Here is a 19,421-nt window from a genome sequence, read left to right on the forward strand (position 1 = left end):
GTAATTCGTAATTGAATAATTCATAATTAGCGCAGCGGATAACTGGCCTGCGCCCGCTCTATCTCCGCCTGCGCCACCTGCACCCCTGCATATGCCTGTAAAGATTCCAGCCGGGCATTGGTTAGCTGCTGCTGCGCATCCAGCAGCTCTATATATAGTAGCTGCCCTTCTTTATACACCTTCAGCTGGTCGCGGTAATATTTTTCAGCTAATTGCAGCTGGATCTGCGCGCTGTTATAATTACTCTGGGCAGTGCGGTAGTTATTGGAGGCCGTGTTCAGCTCCAGCTGTAACGACTGTGCCGTTTCATCATACGCAGCCTTTGCTGTAGCGGCGTCCATGGCGGATTGTTTGGCGCGGTTACGCCGTTGCCCGCCGGTAAAAATGTTCCACTGCAGGTCAAGTCCCCAGATATAATAGCGCGATGAGCTGTTGAAGTTAAAGTTATAGGCCTGTGAGCCCAGGTCCAGGAAGGTGCTGAGCTTAGGCACTAAAGTGCTTTGCTGCATTTTCTGCTGCAGCAGTGCCATACTGCGGGTTTTATCTATTTGCAGCAGCTCTTCCCGGCCGCTGATATCGGTATTCACGTCAACGGATGCACGCTCCGTTACCGCAAGTGCAGCGCTGTCTATCAGTACACTGTCTGTTAAGGGCCGGTTCAGCAAAAAGTTAAAATAAGCGCGTGCGTTCTGCTGGTTGTTACGGGCAGCAGTAATAGCGGCCAGCGTTTTCTCCTGTTCTGTTTGCGAGCGGGTAAGCGCTGTACTGTTACGTACACCGTTGCGTAACATGCTCTGATTTACGCGGACGTTCTCCTGTACCAGCAGCAATGCATTGTTATAGATGTCTACCGCGCGTACGGCCTGGAAGTATTGATAATAGGCCGATTTAATGTCTTTCACCAGCTGGCGTTTGTATACGTTCACTGCAGCCTGCTGCCGGGTAATATCCTCTTGCCGGATCTTGTTGGCATACCATATTTCTGAGTTGATCAATGGGAGAGAGGTGCGCAGCTTGGCATCGTAAAAGTTATCCGGGCTTAGTTGTACGGATGTGTTTTCGATGTTGGGAAATTTCTGCGAATTGGTAAGCTGGTTCAGTGTGGCATACACAGGGTTCATCAGGTCGCCGGTAGGAATGTCAATGGTACGGCCGCCACTGGCTTTAGTATAAGTACCTAGCAGGCTTACCTGCGGCAGGTACATACCCCTGGCTTCCTGCAGGGCGTACAACGATCTTTCCAGCTGAAAGTTCCGTTGCTGTAAGGCCTGGTTATGAGCAAAAGCATCCTGTATATATTGCTCCAGCGGCCCTGGCTGGGCTTTAGCAGGTGAAGCAGCCACACTAACCAGTACTAGTAATATGACTGTTAGTAATCTTTTGATCTTCGTTGACATAATGAACACTGTTTAGTATTTGGGCAAAAAAAAGGGAGCCAATTCCCTTTTAAATTTTTATCATTTTTAAATATTCATCAATGGTAGTATCAATAGCATTAATAACCCCATCCTCTTCCATGTTCATCACTTTCATACGGCAGCGCACATGCAGTGATACCAGGCCATGTACCATAGACCAAATGGACAATGCGGCTACGAGCTTATCTTTAAACCGCAGTAGCTTCTGATCAATGCCCTGCTGTATTATATCCAGTAAAAAGTTAAAACAATTGTCCCCGTTATCCCAGGCATCAGTACCATCCTCTTTTTCCAGCTTTTTCATGGGGGAGCGGATAATGAACATCAGGTCATACAGATCTGGTTTTTCCAGGCCGAACTGCACATATGCCTTGGCTATCTGCTCTAGTTTTTTCATCGGGCTTCTGCCGGTGGCTTTTTCCTTGAACGTCTCAAACAGCTGCTCAAAAGCCTGTGCCTGCAGATCATATAGCAGCTCGTCCTTATCTTTATAATACAGGTATATGGTGGCCGGACTATATTCTATTTTTTCAGCAATGTTGCGGATGGAGGTTTTTTCATAACCCACTTCCAGGAACATGCGCATAGATGCCTCCATGATCAGCCGTTTCATTTCCAGCTTTTCCCTTTCCTTTCTGTCTGCGATGCCCATGTTAATTTGTTTACGATGCAAACTTAATGAACAGTGTTCAGTAATCCAAATAAATTTTCATACAATAATATTTATCTTCATTCGTCTTTAAACCGTCAAGGCCATTCAACTATCAATAATAAAGGAAACTAACCACTATGACACACACCATTTTAGGCGCCGGCGGCGTCATTGCCACAGAGTTAACCAAAGAGCTGCTAAAGAACGGACAATCAGTAAAGCTGGTAAGCCGTCAGCCCAAAGCCCTTTCTGCAAAAACAGATATAGCCGCAGCAGACCTTACCAATTATGAACAAACCAAAGCCGCCATCAACGGATCAAACGTAGTGTACCTGTGCGCCGGCCTGGTGTATGACCGCAAGGTATGGGCTGCTTCCTGGCCTAAGGTGATGCAGAATGCCATAGACGGCTGCAAGGCTGCCAACGCCCGCCTCATCTTTTTTGATAACGTATATATGTATGGCCTGGTGAACGGGCCTATGACAGAGGATACGCCCTATAACCCCATCAGCAAAAAGGGAGAGATCCGCGCGCAGATAGCCACCCGTTTAATGAACGAAGTAAAAGCAGGCAACCTGCAGGCCAGCATTGCACGATCCGCGGATTTTTATGGTCCTGGCGCCGATACCACAGGCATTCTAAACAACCTGCTCATCAACAATATGCTAAAAGGTAAAAAAGGAATGTGGCTGGGAAACGACGATCTGCCTCACAGTTATACCTATGCGCCGGACGCCGGCAAAGGCATGTACCTGCTGGGTCAAACACTTGCCAGCGATAACCAGGTATGGCATATGCCCACTTATAATCCTGCCCTTACCGGTAAACAGTATGCCGCGCTGATAGCAGAGCAGCTGCAGGTAAAACCGGCTTATTCAAAACTGGGTAGCTTTATGGTGAAGATGGCCGGCATTTTTAATACCACTATTGGCGAGCTGCATGAAATGCTGTACCAGAATAATCATCCGTACATCTTTGATTCAACCAAGTTCAATGATTACTTTAACTACCAGCCAAGCACCTACGAAAAAGGAATTGAAGCTACTATCGCCGCCGCTAAACAGAAATAAAAAACCACCCAGGAATGGGCGGTTTTATAACTTTGCCTAGAATTTACACTACAATTTGTTGTGGCGCAAGATTACGATTGTTAGCGGTATTAAGGCCCTAATCAGATGTTAACGGGAGGGAAGTGGCAAAATTTTTTTTGGAGATTTCAATCCCGCCTGTATCTTTGCACCAGTTCTTTACGATCACTTATCAAGAAAGGCAGAGGGAAATGGCCCTGCGAAGCCTTAGCAACCAGCCACCGTTTACGCGGTGAGCAAGGTGCTACATCCATCCCGGTAATACCGGGAAAGATAAGCCCAGTACTAAGTTTACTTTAAGGTTTTGTACAATAAAGAGAAACTCACCTGGCTATCAGGTGAGTTTTTTTGTTTTATGGCAATCCATAAACCGGATAAACCGGCTTCCCGTAAACTGGCACCCATAAATGGCACCACCTGTCTTGCTCACCTTTCCTGATAAGCATTAATAAGTATTAAAAGCATTAGCTACGTTCTGTGCTACCGGACAGCGTACGGCCTTTGCCCGGCACCACACCGGCGCCACCGGCACTACAATAGCATGCTATGGAACAGCATAAGGCCTTTGCCTGATCCATCGCATTACTATCAAGGCACCAACGCTCAACGCCACAGTCGCTTTTGCTATAGCTCAGCGTATAGCCATTGCTGGCCATCGCGTTGGTCCCTTACGGTCTTCACCTGATCCGTGTCGCTGTCAGGACACAAATATGAGCTCTTCGCGTTGCTGTCAAGGCCCAAACGCCCGTCACCACAGTAGCACACCGCCTAATCAACGTACCCTCCCGCAACCGGGCGGTAACCGGTTGCGGTCCCCTTTTTGCGTTCCTTTTTGGGGAAGCAAAAAGGAACAAAAAACAATTAAAACAAAAAGAATATGAGCACAATCACACAACTAATCCACTCCATCCCCGTAGACGAACTAACCGGCGCTATCGCCGTACCAATCTACCAAACCTCCACCTTCGTGCAGGAGGCACCCGGCGTGAACAAAGGCTTTGATTATGCCCGAACCAATAATCCTACCCGCCAAACACTGGAAAACATTGTAGCACAGCTGGAAGGCGGGGAAACCGGCATAGCCTTTTCCAGCGGCCTGGCCGCCATTGACGCTATCTTAAAGCTGCTACAGGCAGGCGATGAGATCGTAGCGGTAGACGATATTTACGGCGGCGCTTTCCGTTTATTCAGCAAGGTGTATGAGAAGTTTGGTATTAAAGTGCATTATGTAGATACTGCTGATCTGCAGGCCGTAGTAAATGCCATTACGCCCGCCACCCGCTTAATATGGCTGGAAACGCCCACCAATCCCACGTTAAAGATCTCCGACATCAGCGCCATAGCCGCCATCGCAAAAGCGCATCAGTGCTGGTTATGTGTGGATAATACCTTTGCCTCACCGGTATTGCAGCAACCGCTGTTACAGGGTGCAGATATAGTTGTGCACAGCGCCACCAAATATTTAGGCGGCCATAGCGACCTGATTGCCGGCGTGGTAGTAACGCGCAATAAAACCCTGGGTGCAGAAATTAAGTTCTACCAGAATGCCTGTGGGGCAATTCTTTCACCGTTCGACAGCTTCCTGCTGATACGTGGTATTGAAACCCTGCACCTGCGCGTAAAGCAGCATTGCGCCAATGCCCTGGCCATAGCGCAGTACCTGGAGCAGCACCCCGCGGTAGATAAAGTATTTTACCCCGGCCTTTCATCCCACCCCGGCCATGCGCTGGCAAAAAAACAGCAGAAAGGTTTTGGCGGCATTGTATCCTTTACGTTAAAAGAAGATACGGATGAAGCAGCACAGGCCTTTGTAACCAGCACTCATTACTTTAAGCTGGCCGAAAGCCTGGGTGGTATTAAAAGCCTGTTATGCCATCCCGCCAGCATGACGCATAAATCCATCCCGGACGAAAAACGCCGCGCCGCCGGTGTAGCCGATAGCCTGATCCGCCTGTCCGTAGGCCTGGAAGAATCAGACGACCTTATCACCGACCTTGCGCAGGCTTTTAAAAGCGCAGAGAAAAAGCTACCTTCGGTGTTATCAACAAGTAACATCTTATGAACCTACGCCGCTATTTAGTATTGATACTCCTGTTAGTTATTGTATACCATGTGAATGCGCAGCAGGCGCCTGCTGCCGCCACCCGTAGTACAGTACTGAAGAACATTACATTAATAGACGGTACCGGCGCTGCACCTAAAAAGAAGGTAAGCCTGGTGCTCGAAGGCGATCGTATAACAAAGATCTTGGCCGCCGGCGTCCCGGCCCCGGCCAGTGCGCGGGTAATAGATGGAACCGGTAAAACGGTGATGCCTGCTATGGTGAACGGGCATGGGCACCTGGGCCTGCTTAAAGGCAACAAGGCAGGGCCGGAGAATTATTCACAGAGCAATATTATCCGCCAGCTGAAGAAATATGAATCCTTTGGTATTAGCCAGGTATTAAGCCTGGGTACGGACAGGGAGATTATTTTCCCGCTGCGCAATGCCTCACAGCATGGACAGCTGCCTGGTGCTACTTTTTATACCGCAGGCTATGGATTAGCCGCTAAAGATGGTACCCCGCCTGCCGCTTTTGCAGACAAGGCTTTTCGCCCGCAAACGCCGGAAGAAGCAGTAAAAGCCATTCAGCAGCTGGCCACTCTGAAAGTAGATTTTGTGAAGATGTGGGTAGATGGGGACAGCACCCAGCCCAGGCTGCAGCCCGCTGTATATGAAGCTGCCATTGCAGAAGCGCATAAGCAGGGTTTACGTGTAGCCGCACACGTATATTACCTGGAAGATGCCCGCCGCCTGGTAGCTGCCGGTGTGGACGTGCTGGCACACAGCATCCGCGATAAGGAAGTAGACGCAGCTATCATCAACGACATTAAGGCCAAAGGCACTTATTACATACCCACCCTGTGCATTGATGATTTTAACTTCGCGTATGCCGATCAACCCGAATGGCTAAACGATTCTTTGTTTAAAGCCTCCCTGGAACCCGGCGTGTGGGAAATGCTGATTAGCGCCGATTATAAAAAACAGCAGCAGGATGATCCCAACCGGCAAAAGAAAATAAATGCCTTTCATACTGCGCAGCGTAACCTGCACAAGCTGGACAGCGCAGGAGTAAAGATCGTAATGGGCACCGACTCCGGCGCACAACCCGTACGCGCCCAGGGTTTCTCCGAACACCTGGAGCTGCAGCTGATGACAGAAGCCGGAATGAACCCTTTGAAAGTGCTTACCGCCGCCACCCGCAATGGTGCGCAAATGCTGCACATTGACGGCGACTACGGTACCCTGCAGCCCGGCAAAAAGGCCGACTTCATTGTACTCAGCGCAGATCCATCGCAGGACATCCGCAATACCCGTAAAATAGTGGAAGTATGGAGGGGAGGGAAGAAGATTTTACGCTAAACGCTTAATGCCTAACGCTGAACGCTCAATGCAATGTAGCGGGTCAAACAACCGCTTCGATAGCTTTCTGCTTTCCGCTTTCTGCTTTCCGCTTCACAAAACGCGTCACCATCATAGCCGCCACTGTATCGCCGGTAGCATTCAGCAAAGTGGCCATCGGGTCTACCAGCGTGCCTATGATCATGGCCGGGGGTAAGGCTTCCGGCGGAAATCCGTACACAGATACCATTAACAGCTCGCCAATATATGCGCCGTTAGGTACGCCGCCTTCTACCATGCTTACTATAACGGTAATGCCTAATGCTAAAAGTATAGTATCTGCCCCGCTCAGCGAGCGGCCGAACATGGCGAACACCACTGCTATTTTCACGATGGAGGAAACGCTGGACCCGTCCTTATGCAGCGTACCGCCCAATGGTATCACAATATTGCTGATATGATCCGGCACTCCCATTTTTTTAGCGGCATCCAGGTTAGCCGGAATAGTGGCTATGCTGCTGCAGGTACCCACTGCTGTAAGGGAAGGCACCACGTTATTTTTCCAGTATCTTTTAATACCCGCTATACCGCCTGCAATAAACGCATATACGCTGAACAGCACCACAAAATAGAACAGGCAAAAACCGTAATACAGCGCCATGGACCGCGCATATAATCCAAACAGCTGCGGGCCCAGGATACCCACCTGGTAGGCAAAATAAGCGCCCAACCCAATGGGTCCCAGCTTCATGATAAGAATAATAAGGCTTTTCATAACCTCGTTGCCGCTGTTCAGGAAACGGCGGAAAGGTTCGCCTGCATCGCCGGCCCTTAACACGGCAAAACCTATCATTACAGAAAATATGATCAGCGGCAGCATGCTTTTGCGTGATAGCAGCTCAAAGAATTCGTTGGTGGTGAGCAGGGCTGTGATCTGCTCCCCTAAGCTTAACGCCTGTATGTTTTCCGTAACACCCGGTTGTGCGCTTACCTGCTGGTGAATAGGGAACAGCCAGATGGCCACAATGGTCAGGAAAGCCGCTACCAGCACCGTACCCACAAACACCATTACCATCACGGACATTACGCGGCCCAGTTTCTGGGTACGGTCCACATTGGCAATGGCCGATGCAATGGCAAAGAACACCAGCGGTATCACCGCCGTGAATAACAGGTTCAGGAAAATATCGCCAATGGGCTTCAGCACCGTTACACGCGGCCCCAGCACTAATCCCAGTACACTGCCGGCAATAATACCCGCCAGTAGCCATATAATATTGCCGTAGTTTTTGAGAAAAGCGCCCATTAATTTTAGATTTACGATTTTAGATTTTAGATTTATAACCGGGATACGCATTCGCCACGATCCAAATCTAAACTGTAAAATCGTAAATCCGAAATCATATGATTCCACAATCTGATCGCAGAAGTTTCTTGAAAAAAGCCGCTTTAGGTAGTGTAATGGCCATGAGCCTACAGGAAATTGTTACATCCGCAATGGCTGCGGAACGCCGTAACGCACCTGCTGCCGCTAAAATTGAGCTGAAGAAAAATGCCGTGATTCTTTTCCAGGGCGATTCTATTACGGATGTAGGCCGCAAACGCGATAGCATGAATGCAAATGATGCCGGCGCTTTGGGCCACGGATACGCTTTCCTGGCAGCCGGCGCTTTACTGGAAAAACATGCGGATAAAACCCTGCAGATCTATAATAAAGGGATCAGCGGTAATAAGGTATACCAGCTGGCAGAACGCTGGGATGCTGATTGCCTGGATCTTAAACCCGATGTGCTGAGCATCCTGATAGGCGTAAATGATTACTGGCATACCCTTACCGGCGGTTATACCGGCACCGTACAGAAATATAGCGATGATTATAAAGCATTGCTTACCCGCACCAGGGAAAAGCTGCCCAATGTGAAGTTCGTGATCGGTGAGCCCTTTGCCGTAAATGGTGTAAAAGCCGTTGACGATAAATGGTTTCCGGCGTTTAATGATTACCGTAAGGCCGCCCGCGAAATAGCCGACAGCTTTGGCGCTGTATTCATACCTTATCAAAGCATCTTTGATAAAGCACAGAAAGTAGCCCCTGGTTCCTACTGGACCGGCGACGGCGTACACCCCAGCGTAGCCGGCGCCAGCTTAATGGCTACTGCATGGAGGGAAGCTGTTAAATAAGCGCAAAGCCGAAAGCATAAAGCAAAAAGCATAAAGGAGAAGGGAGAAAGCCCAATTACCTCAATGCTTTTTGCTTTTTTAATTAGTCATTGCCCCGCGCAATATTTGCAGCTTTCCAACTTTCTGCTTTCTGTTTTCTGTTTCACTTTTCTTTCTTGGCCCGTTCATTTTCCTCGCGTACTACCCAGGGCTTTAAGCTTTCTGCTTTGCGCTTTAAGCTTTTCGTTAACCTGTCCGCTTCCCCGGCGCAATGTTACCCCTTTAAGCTTTATGCTTTCCACTTTCACCTTTTCCTTAACCTGTTCGCTTTCCAGGCGCAATACTTCCCAGCTTTATGCTTTAAGCTTTCCGCTTTCTGCTTTTTTACTTACTTTTGCCCCGTGCATCGTGCTATCAGCATATTACTACTTACCATTTACTTGTGTAACACGACGGAATTGATCGAGCTCGTCAAGATCCCTGTGTTCTTTGCACACTTAAATGAGCACCGGGCCGAAAAACCCGGCACTTCCGTATGGGGCTTTGTAGTAGAGCACTATTTCAGCGGCGATGTAAAGGATAAGGACTGGGAGCGCGATAGGGAGCTGCCCTTCAAATCACATGAGCATGTAACCAATGCCAGCCCGGTACCGCCGCCACCCTCACAACCACAATTAACAATAGCCACACAGCGCCAGGTAGTAGTGGTATATCCCGCTTATATCAATCGCTTTCACCCCCTTATTTACCATCCCGATATTTTCCAGCCTCCGAAGTCCGTATGCTAAAGTGCAGCTATACAAATGTGCAGGTGTAATACACGCTGTACGCATATAGCTATTAGCACATCCCCGTTGTATTTATTATCTTAATTACTGAATTTGCAAACCGCAAATGAGCGCTACGGTATACTCATTTGCGCGGCTGCATATCTGCATATTGCATATCGAACAATCATGCTTAACCATATTATTCATTTTTCGATCCGTCATAAACTGATCGTGGGTATTTGTATGCTGGCCCTCATAGGGTATGGCGTTTATGAAGTAACCCGGCTGCCCATTGATGCGGTGCCGGATATTACAGATAACCAGGTACAGGTAATTACGGTAAGCCCTTCGCTGGGCGCGCCGGATGTGGAACGCCTCATCTCATTTCCCATAGAGCAGGCCACCAGCAATATTCCCGGCCTGAAAAAAATGCGCAGCTTTTCCCGCTTCGGCTTATCCGTAGTAACCATTGTATTTGAGGATGATGTAGATATTTACTGGGTACGCCAGCAGGTAACAGAACGCCTGCAGCACGTACAGGCACAGATCCCGCAGGGCCTGGGTATGCCGGAGCTGGCGCCCGTTACAACCGGCTTGGGAGAGATCTACCAGTACACGGTAAGGGCCAAAAAGGGATATGAGGATAAATATGATCCCATGCAGCTGCGTACCATACAGGACTGGATAGTACGCCGGCAATTGCTGGGTGTAAAAGGTGTGGCGGATGTGAGCAGCTTTGGCGGCTACCTGAAACAATATGAAATAGCAGTAGTGCCGGAAAAGCTCAGCGCGCAGGGCATTACCATCAATGATGTGTTTACCGCCGTAGAAAACAATAACCAGAACACCGGTGGCGCCTATATTGAAAAAGGGCCTATTGCCCTGTACATCCGCAGTGAAGGCCTGGTAGGCAGCCCGGATGATATCAGTAAGATCGTGATCAAACATACCGCCAACGGTACGCCGCTACTGGTAAGGGATGTAGCGGAGGTACGTTTGGGCCATGCCACCCGTTATGGCGCTATGACGTATAATGGCGAGCGTGAGGTAGCCGGCGCTGTAGTAATGATGTTAAAAGGCGCCAACAGTAATGCCGTGATCCGTAACATCAAAGAGCGGGTTAAACAGATCCAGCAAACCTTACCGGAAGGTGTGATCATAGATCCCTTCCTGGACCGCACCAAAATGGTGGAGAACGCCATTGGCACTGTAGAGCGCAACCTGCTGGAAGGCGCGCTGATAGTGGTGTTTGTGCTGGTATTGTTCCTGGGCAATTTACGGGCAGGTTTACTGGTAGCATCGGTTATTCCCTTATCCATGCTCATAGCCGTAATACTCATGAACATCTTTAACGTAAGCGGTAACCTTATGAGCCTGGGTGCGCTGGACTTTGGCCTTATTGTAGATGGCACGCTGATCATAGTAGAAGGCTGTATGTACCGCCTGCATCACTCCGGTAAGGTAAAGCTTACACAAGGGGAAATGGACGGCCTGGTACAGGAAACATCCGGCAGAATGCTGAATGCCGCCGTGTTCGGGGAGCTGATCATCCTCATTGTATACCTGCCGGTATTTGCATTATCCGGCATTGAGGGTAAAATGTTTAAACCCATGGCGCAAACCGTAACCTTTGCATTAATAGGCGCTTTCCTGTTATCATTAACATACGTACCCATGATGAGCGCCCTGTTCCTGAGCAAAAAAATACCTGCTAAGGAAAGCTGGTCAGACAGGATGATGGATAAGCTCAGCGCACGTTACCAGCGCGTATTGGGCAGGGCAATACAATATCCTAAGATGCTGATCGCTGCCGCCATAGGCCTGCTGGTAGTGGCTTTGATAGTATTAAGCAACATGGGGGGCGAGTTTATTCCCCAGCTGGAAGAGGGGGATTTTGCAGTAGAAGCCCGGGTGCTCACCGGCAGTAACCTTAATACTTCTGTGAACGCAGTTTCCCTGGGCAGTAAAATATTACTGGAAAAATTCCCCGAAGTGCAAAAAGTGGTAAGTAAAACCGGCAGCAGTGAGATCCCTACAGATCCTATGCCGCTGGATGCCAGCGATATGATGGTGATCCTGAAAGATAAAAAGGAATGGACCTCTGCCAAAACATTCAATGAGCTGGCAGAGAAAATGGGTAAGGCCCTGGAAGATGTGCCAGGTGTTACTTTCGGCTTCCAGTATCCGGTGCAGATGCGTTTTAATGAGCTGATGACCGGCGCACGCCAGGATGTGGTATGTAAGATCTACGGTGAGGACCTGGATACGCTGGCGCGCTTAGCCGGCAAATTGGGCGGCATCGTGCAAACCATTAATGGTACGCAGGCGCTTTACGTGGAGCAGGCCACCGGCATGCAGCAGATCGTGATCCGCTATAACCGCGATGCCATTGCGCAATATGGCCTTAACATCAGCGATATTAACAAAACCGTGAATGCCGCATTTGCAGGGCAAAGCAGCGGGCTGGTATATGAAGGGGAAAAACGTTTTGACCTGGTGGTGCGTGTAAGCGGTACCCAACGTACAGGTGTAACGGATGTGCAGCAGCTGCTGATACCCACGGCCACCGGCACCCAGGTGCCTTTGAGCCAGGTAGCAGTGGTAAGTATAGAGGAAGGCCCTAACCAGATCCAGCGGGAAGATGCGCAGCGCCGCATTATAGTAGGGTTTAACGTGCGCGGGCGCGATGTGCAGAGCATTGTGGAAGAGTTACAGCAAAAGGTACAGCAGCGCATTACCTTACCACCCGGTTATCATGTTGCCTATGGCGGTGCATTTGAAAACCTGCAGGCGGCCAAACAACGTTTATACGTTGCCGTGCCTGTAGCATTGCTGCTCATATTATTTATGCTGTACCTGGCCTTTCACTCATTTAAGCAAGGACTGCTCATTTACTCCGCCATCCCCTTATCCGCCATTGGCGGTATACTGGCGCTGGCTATACGGGGCATGCCTTTCAGCATTTCTGCAGGTGTTGGTTTTATTGCATTATTTGGTGTAGCCGTGTTAAATGGTATTGTATTAATAGCAGAGTTCAACCGCTTAAAAGCAACCGGTATTACAGATGTAAAACAGCTGATCTTACAGGGTACTAAAATGCGTTTGCGGCCGGTATTAATGACGGCCTCCGTGGCCTCCCTGGGCTTTTTGCCCATGGCATTAAGCAATGGCGCCGGTGCAGAAGTACAGCGGCCTTTGGCCACCGTGGTAATAGGCGGTTTGCTGGTAGCCACCTTCCTTACGCTGTTTGTGCTGCCGGCTTTATACCTGTTGTTTGAAAAAGGTACGCATCCGCGTCCGCCCAAAGCAGCGGCGGTACTACTGCCCTTACTACTGTTGTGCATACCGGCTGCACGGGCGCAAACACCCATCTCTTTGCAGGCAGCCATTGATACCGCTGTGAAGAACAACCGCAGCCTGCGGACCGATAAGCTGCAGGCAGACTATCTGCAAAAGCTGAAAGGCAGCGGCTGGGATGTAGCGCAAACCATGCTCACCGGCGACTACGGGCAAATTAACAGCGCCTACAACGATACAAAGTTCACCATTTCTCAGAGCATGAAGTTCCCCACCATTTACACCAGGCAAAAAGCCCTGCTGGATGCAGAATGGAAGGGTGGGGTGCTGAACGCCGCAGTAAAGGAAAAAGAGCTGCGGCAACAGGTGACTACAGTATACTATAATATGTTGTACCTGCGGCAAAAACAGCAGCTGTTGCGGTATATAGATAGCCTGTATGCAGCCTTCCTGGATAAGGCCACCCTGCGCCTGAAGCTGGGGGAAAGTAATATAGTGGAAAAAGCTACGGCTACGGCTCAACGCGGACAGGCAGGCCAGCAGCTCAACCAGGTATCGCAGGATTACAGCATCCTGCAATCCAGGCTAAAGCTGCTGCTGAACACTGCTGCAGATGTGGAACCGGAACAGGCTCCCTTAAAAATGAAATTGCCCGTTATTACAGATACTACCGGCCTGTTACAACACCCTTACCTGCAGCTGCTGGCGCAGCAGCAACAGATCAGCGCTATGCAATACGGCGTGGAAAAAGCCAGGCTGCTGCCGGATCTTTTAGTGGCATATAACAATACCAGCATTAAAGGCACAGGGGCAGATGATAAGTATTATTCTGCGGGCACACGCTTTCAGTCTGTACAGGTAGGCATAGGCATCCCTATTTTCTTTGGTGCGCAAAAAGCCAGGATCAGCGCACAAAAGATCAATCAAACACTGGCAGAGAATAATTACCAGGCCGGTGTGCAAAACCTGCAGTCGCAGTACGACCAGGCGCTGAAGCAATACCACAAAGCCTTACAGGCCGTATCTTATTTTGAGGATACCGGCCTGCAGAGTGCAGATACCATCATACAGGGCGCCAATGACCAGTTCCTGAACGGGGAGATCAACTACCTGGAATGGGTGCTGCTTACCAACCAGGCAGTAGGCATCCGCAATGAATACATAGATGCGTTGAATAACCTGAACAGCGCTATTGTTAACATCAATGCTTTAATGAACAGATAAAATGAAGAATATACAACGGTATATATGGGTTTTGACATTGCTGCTGGCAGCCTGCGGGCAAAAGAAAGCAGCAGAGGACAAAGCGCCGCAGAAAACAGCCGGTAACCTGGTGCAGTTAACAGATGCGCAGTTTAAGAACGCAGGCATTGTTACCGCCCGGCCGGAAAAACATCACATGGCCGAAGAGCTGCGGGTAAGCGGTAAAATTGATGTGCCGCCGCAGAATATAGTGAGCGTAAGCTTTCCCCTGGGCGGATATTTAAAATCCACCAACCTGCTGCCCGGTATGCATGTGAACAAAGGCGATATTATCGGCGTGCTGGAAGATCAGCAGTTTATTCAGCTGCAGCAGGATTACCTGACCTCGAAAGCCCGCCTGGGTTTCCTGGAAAAGGAATATGCACGCCAGCAGACGCTGAACCAGAGTAAGGCCAGCAGCGATAAGCTGTTCCAGCAAACAGAGGCAGAGTATAAAAGCCAGCAGATCCTGTTACGCGGGCTGGATGAAAAGTTAAAGCTCATAGGGGTGAACGCCGCACGCCTGAATGAAAGCTCCATTTCACGGCAGGTGAATATTTACGCGCCTATTAATGGTTTTGTAACCAAAGTGAATGTGAACATCGGCAAATATGTGAACCCGCCGGATGTGCTGTTCGAGATCGTGAACCCGGACGATATTCACCTGGGCCTTACCGTATTTGAAAAAGACATCAACAAGCTGGCTATAGGCCAGGAGGTGCTGGCCTATACCAATGGCAACCCGGCTAAAAAGTACCGCTGTAAGATCATCCTGGTAGGCCAGGATGTAGAGCCGGACAGGAGCGTGCAGGTGCACTGCCATTTTGAAGACTATGACCGCTCCCTGATACCCGGCACTTTCATGAACGCCACCATAGAAACCACCGCAGATACTGCCTGGGCCTTACCGGAAGAAGCGATTGTACGTTACCAGAACCAGCAATATGTTTTTGTGCAAAAGGATCAGCGCATCTTTGAAATGCAGCCCGTGAAAACGGGCGCGCATGCAGAGGGCCTGGTAGCCATCATTTCAGGGGATGAGAACCTGAGCCGGCAGGCCTTTGTAACCAAAGGCGCCTACTCCCTGTTAATGCAGCTCAAGAACATCAGTGAAGAAGAATAACAACAAACACACCATCATCCGCTAATGGCAGCTTTAAGCTTTTTGCTTTCTGCTTTCCGCTTTTTTACTTTTGTGCCATGAAAGCATTTCTTTTCGACATGAACGGCACCATGATCAACGATATGGGCTATCATTTAGACGCCTGGTATAAGATCCTCACGGAGGACCTGGGAGCCAGCCTGGAACGGGAGGCCGTAAAAAAACAGATGTATGGTAAGAACGATGAGCTGCTGATCCGCATCTTCGGGGAAGGACGTTTTACGGCAGACGAGATGGCGGAGCTTTCCGTAGAAAAGGAAAGGCGTTACCAGCAAACCTATAAGCCGCACCTGGAGCTTATAGCCGGCTTACCGGCATTCCTGGAAAAGGCTTACCAGCAGGGTATTCCCATGGCCATTGGCTCAGCCGCCATTACATTTAACGTGGATTTTGTGCTGGATAACCTGAACCTGCGCCACTACTTTAAAGCAATTGTAAGCGCGGAAAGTGTGCAGATCAGCAAGCCGCACCCGGAAACCTTTTTGCTGGCCGCCAGCCTCATAGGAGTACCGCCTGCGGATTGTATTGTGTTTGAAGATGCGCCTAAGGGAGTAGAAGCCGCTGCCAATGCCGGCATGCGCTGCGTAGTGCTTACCACTATGCACACCCGTGAGGAGTTTGAGGGCTATTCCAACATCATTGCCTTTGCAGATGATTATACCACGCTGGATGTGGATGCGCTGTAACCAGCTTCAGTCCCGGCAAGCCCCTGAACGACGTGCCGGGCCTTATAATCCCTTTCCTGGCTGCGTTCCGCTTACATTTTAACCGCTGCGTATATGATTTTAACCACCTTTTGCTTACCTTTAAAATTAATTGTATAGATGACATTTAATTGTATATCTTGCAAAAGGAAACAAACAGGCAAAAGGCCGGTTTAACCACCCGGAGGCAAAAAACTACCGGTCTGATGGTTTTTTAGCAGTTGTTTATAGAATATGAGCCGGGTGATATATATTAGCATAAACTAAACACCTGGGTGTATGACACGTTATTCCCGGCAAACTAGAATGCTGGTAGCCATAGACTGTATTATTTTTGGATTTGACGGGCAGGACCTGAAATTGTTGGTAATAAAACGTGGGTTTGAGCCGGAGAAGGGCAAATGGAGCCTGATGGGAGGTTTTGTACAGCCGGATGAAGGCTTTGAGGAAGCCGCCGCACGTACCCTGAAAGTGCTTACCGGCCTGGAAGGAGTGTACATGGAGCAGCTGATGGCCTTTGGCAGCCCCACCCGCGACATGATGGAGCGCACCATTTCTGTAGCTTATTTTGCGCTGATAGACATTAACACCTACAAGCAGCAGCTAAGCGAGGAATACCGCGCAGAATGGATCTCCCTGAAGAAATTGCCGAAGCTGATCTTTGATCATGTGGAAATGGTAGCGCAGGCCCAGGCAAGATTAAGGTACAAGGCAGCCATTCATCCCATTCTGTTTGAGCTGTTACCCCAGAAGTTTACGATCCCACAATTACAGATCTTGTATGAGGCAGTATATGATACCGTGTTCGACAAGCGTAATTTTAGCAGGAAGGTATTGTCTACCGGCTTGCTGGTAAAACAGAAAGACAAGGAAAGAGCCAGTTCCAAAAGAGGTGCGTTCTATTATAAGCTGGACAAAAGAAAGTACAGCGCCAAGTTCCACGCGTTCCTCAACTTTGTGGCCGATCCTGGCAATTTGAAATAATGGATGGAGTACCCGTATAACCGGGCGTTATGAAAACGGTATCACCAGTTATTTATGGCTAATTGCCACGTCGTCAGCAATCGTTAAGCGTTACGCTTTCAGCGTTCGGCATTCAGCGTTCTTAATTTTTTTGTTCTTTTTAATAAATGTCACTACGACAATAAAAGCACAGTTTAATCTGTTGTTATGAAAAATGATGTTTTTGTAATAGGGGTGGATTTTGGAACCGATTCTGTACGCGCACTGGTGGTAAATGCCCGCACAGGGCAGGAGGCAGGTAGCGCAGTACATTATTATCCCCGCTGGAAACAGGGCCTGTATTGCGATGCAGCCCTGCAGCAATACCGGCAGCACCCGCTGGATTACCTGGAAGGCCTGGAACAGAGCATTAAGGCTGCCTTACAGCAATGCCCTGCCGGTACTGCACAGCAGGTAAAAGGTATTTCTGTAGATACTACCGGTTCTACCCCCGTAGCCGTAGATGCGCAGGGCACCCCCCTGGCATTATTACCCGGCTTTGAGGAGAATCCCAATGCCATGTTTGTATTATGGAAAGATCATACCGCCAATGAGGAAGCTGCCCTTATAAACGAAGTAGCCCACGCTAACGGAACGGATTATACGAAATACTGCGGTGGTATTTATAGTAGCGAATGGTTCTGGGCCAAGATCCTGCATGTGGTAAGAACAGATGCAGCCGTGCGCGAAAAAGCCGTTTCCTGGGTAGAGCATTGCGACTGGATCCCCGCAGTGCTTACCGGCAATAACCAGGTAGCTACCCTACTGCGCGGCCGCTGTGCCGCCGGCCACAAAGCCATGTGGCATGCAGCCTGGGAAGGTTTACCGCCCGGTAGCTTTCTGCAAAAGCTGGACCCGCTGTTAGGCAAGTACGATAAAATGTTTACAGATACCGTGGTGGCTACAGTACCCGCTGGTACCATCAGCGCTGAATGGGCCGCCCGCCTGGGTATTCCGGCAGATACGGTGATAGGCACCGGCGCCTTTGATGCGCACATGGGAGCAGTAGGCGCAGGCATACAGCCCTACGCATTATGCCGCGTAATTGGCACCAGCACCTGCGATATATTAATGGCGCCTTTGGAAGAAGCCGGCCACCTGTTTGTGAAAGGTATTTGCGGGCAGGTAGATGGTTCCGTGGTGCCCGGCATGTTAGGGCTGGAAGCCGGCCAATCGGCCTACGGCGATGTATATGCCTGGCTGCGCCGCTTCATCATGCAGCCCTTATATGCTATTATGAAGGAAGAGGAGGAACAGCTGGCAATGGCAGAAAGCAAGCTGTTGGCTTATTTGGCAGAACAGGCAGAACAGCTGCCTTTAACGCCAAATGATCCGCTGGCGCTGGACTGGTTCAATGGCCGCCGTACGCCGGATGCCAACCATACCGTAACCAGCGCCGTAGTAGGCCTGCACCTGGGTATAGATGCGGTGCAAATGTTCCGCGCCCTGGTAGAGGCTACAGCCTTTGGCGCCCGCAGCATTGTAGAACGTTTCGTAAAGGAAGGCGTACCCATTCACGAAGTGCTGGCCCTGGGCGGTGTATCCAAAAAGTCGGGATATGCCATGCAGGTACTGGCCGATGTGCTGGACCGCCCCATTAAAATAGTACGCAGCGAGCATGCCTGTGCATTAGGCGCCGCCATGTTTGCCGCTGTTTGCGCCGGCATTTACCCAAATGTAACTGCTGCACAGGAAGCTATGTCATCAGGCTTTGAACATACCTGGCACCCACAGCCGGAAAAAGTAAAGTATTACGCTAACCGGTACACGAAGTTCCTGGAGCTGGGAGCCTTCACCGAAAAATTTTATGCATGAGCAACAATCCGTATAAATCCATTAAGGAACAGGCTTATGAAGCCAATATGGCCCTGCCCCGCTTAGGGCTGGTGCTGTTCACCTTCGGGAATGTGAGCGTAGTGGACCGCGACAAAGGCGTGTTTGCCATTAAGCCCAGCGGTGTGCCCTACGAGCTGTTAAAGCCCAAACAGATCGTGATAGTGGACTTTGATGCTAATGTAGTGGAAGGCAAGCACCGTCCCTCATCCGATACTAAAACACATGCTGTGTTGTACAAACACTGGGAAAAAATAGGCGGTATTGTGCACACGCACTCCACCTACGCTACAGCCTGGGCACAGGCACAGCGCGACATTCCCATCTTTGGCACCACGCATGCCGATCACCTGACCGTGGATGTTCCCTGCGCACCACCTATGGATGATGACATGATCAAAGGAAACTATGAATACGAAACCGGCTTCCAGATCATGAACTGCTTTAAGGATAAAAAACTATCCTATGAAGAGGTGGAAATGATCCTGGTAGGCAATCATGCCCCCTTTACCTGGGGTAAGGATGCAGATAAAGCCGTGTATAACGCTGCCGTACTGGAAGAGGTGGCCCGCATGGCCCTGTTAACGGAACAGGCCAATCCACAGGCCCCGCGCTTAAAGGATACGCTGATCCGTAAGCACTTTGAGCGTAAGCACGGACCAGACGCATACTACGGGCAGGAGTAAGGAATTATAAATGATCCGCTGCATTCGCG

General features: G+C 49.8%; 14 protein-coding genes and 1 riboswitch. Of the genes, 11 read left to right on the forward strand and 3 right to left on the reverse strand.

From position 1 onward, the window contains the following. Nucleotides 1-26: 26 nt before the first annotated feature. Nucleotides 27-1,397, reverse strand: coding sequence for a TolC family protein (locus BMZ54_RS26765; RefSeq protein ID WP_089919291.1), 1,371 nt, complete (start codon nt 1,395-1,397; stop codon nt 27-29). Nucleotides 1,398-1,446: 49 nt separating this feature from the next. Beyond that, nucleotides 1,447-2,070: a TetR/AcrR family transcriptional regulator gene (locus BMZ54_RS26770; protein ID WP_089919293.1), complete on the reverse strand. Its 624-nt coding sequence runs from the start codon at nt 2,068-2,070 to the stop codon at nt 1,447-1,449. Between the two features lie 137 nt (nt 2,071-2,207). Between BMZ54_RS26770 and BMZ54_RS26775 the strand changes: the two genes are divergently transcribed. The 3 genes from BMZ54_RS26775 (at nt 2,208) to BMZ54_RS26785 (ending at nt 6,560) form a co-directional block, all read left to right on the forward strand. Next, complete coding sequence (locus BMZ54_RS26775) at nt 2,208-3,140, forward strand: NAD-dependent epimerase/dehydratase family protein (protein ID WP_089919295.1); 933 nt, start codon at nt 2,208-2,210, stop codon at nt 3,138-3,140. Between the two features lie 184 nt (nt 3,141-3,324). Beyond that, a riboswitch (SAM riboswitch) is annotated at nt 3,325-3,438 on the forward strand. A 597-nt stretch (nt 3,439-4,035) separates the two neighbouring features. After that, a complete protein-coding gene (locus BMZ54_RS26780) occupies nt 4,036-5,220 on the forward strand; it encodes a trans-sulfuration enzyme family protein (protein ID WP_089919298.1) in 1,185 nt (394 codons plus the stop codon). Further along, entirely contained in the window at nt 5,217-6,560 is a 1,344-nt protein-coding gene (locus BMZ54_RS26785) for an amidohydrolase family protein (RefSeq protein WP_089919300.1), read from the forward strand. The genes BMZ54_RS26780 and BMZ54_RS26785 overlap by 4 nt, the downstream gene beginning before the upstream one ends. A gap of 43 nt (nt 6,561-6,603) precedes the next feature. On the opposite strand, the gene BMZ54_RS26790 is transcribed toward BMZ54_RS26785, so the two are convergent. Next, the gene (locus BMZ54_RS26790) at nt 6,604-7,845 is read right to left on the reverse strand and encodes a dicarboxylate/amino acid:cation symporter (protein WP_089919302.1); all 1,242 of its coding nucleotides are present in this window, start codon (nt 7,843-7,845) and stop codon (nt 6,604-6,606) included. Between the two features lie 98 nt (nt 7,846-7,943). On the opposite strand from BMZ54_RS26790, the gene BMZ54_RS26795 reads away from it, so the two are divergent. From BMZ54_RS26795 to BMZ54_RS26830, 8 genes are all read left to right on the forward strand, one after another. Continuing rightward, entirely contained in the window at nt 7,944-8,717 is a 774-nt protein-coding gene (locus BMZ54_RS26795) for an SGNH/GDSL hydrolase family protein (RefSeq protein WP_089919303.1), read from the forward strand. A gap of 437 nt (nt 8,718-9,154) precedes the next feature. After that, nucleotides 9,155-9,484 (forward strand): hypothetical protein, encoded by a 330-nt coding sequence (locus BMZ54_RS26800; RefSeq protein ID WP_143081150.1) that lies wholly within the window; start codon nt 9,155-9,157, stop codon nt 9,482-9,484. Nucleotides 9,485-9,652: 168 nt separating this feature from the next. Continuing rightward, nucleotides 9,653-13,987 (forward strand): CusA/CzcA family heavy metal efflux RND transporter, encoded by a 4,335-nt coding sequence (locus tag BMZ54_RS26805; RefSeq protein ID WP_089919306.1) that lies wholly within the window; start codon nt 9,653-9,655, stop codon nt 13,985-13,987. A gap of 1 nt (nt 13,988) precedes the next feature. Then, nucleotides 13,989-15,128 (forward strand): efflux RND transporter periplasmic adaptor subunit, encoded by a 1,140-nt coding sequence (locus BMZ54_RS26810; RefSeq protein WP_089919308.1) that lies wholly within the window; start codon nt 13,989-13,991, stop codon nt 15,126-15,128. A 77-nt stretch (nt 15,129-15,205) separates the two neighbouring features. After that, entirely contained in the window at nt 15,206-15,853 is a 648-nt protein-coding gene (locus BMZ54_RS26815; RefSeq protein WP_089919310.1) for an HAD family hydrolase, read from the forward strand. Between the two features lie 297 nt (nt 15,854-16,150). Further along, nucleotides 16,151-16,855, forward strand: a complete 705-nt coding sequence (locus BMZ54_RS26820; protein ID WP_089919311.1) for an NUDIX hydrolase — start codon at nt 16,151-16,153, stop codon at nt 16,853-16,855. Between the two features lie 186 nt (nt 16,856-17,041). Next, a complete protein-coding gene (locus BMZ54_RS26825; protein WP_089919313.1) occupies nt 17,042-18,688 on the forward strand; it encodes a ribulokinase in 1,647 nt (548 codons plus the stop codon). Next, nucleotides 18,685-19,392 (forward strand): L-ribulose-5-phosphate 4-epimerase, encoded by a 708-nt coding sequence (locus BMZ54_RS26830; RefSeq protein WP_089919314.1) that lies wholly within the window; start codon nt 18,685-18,687, stop codon nt 19,390-19,392. The genes BMZ54_RS26825 and BMZ54_RS26830 overlap by 4 nt, the downstream gene beginning before the upstream one ends. The last annotated feature ends 29 nt before the right edge of the window (nt 19,393-19,421 follow it).

Origin of the sequence: Chitinophaga rupis (assembly GCF_900109685.1) — a bacterium.
Lineage (GTDB): Bacteria > Bacteroidota > Bacteroidia > Chitinophagales > Chitinophagaceae > Chitinophaga > Chitinophaga rupis.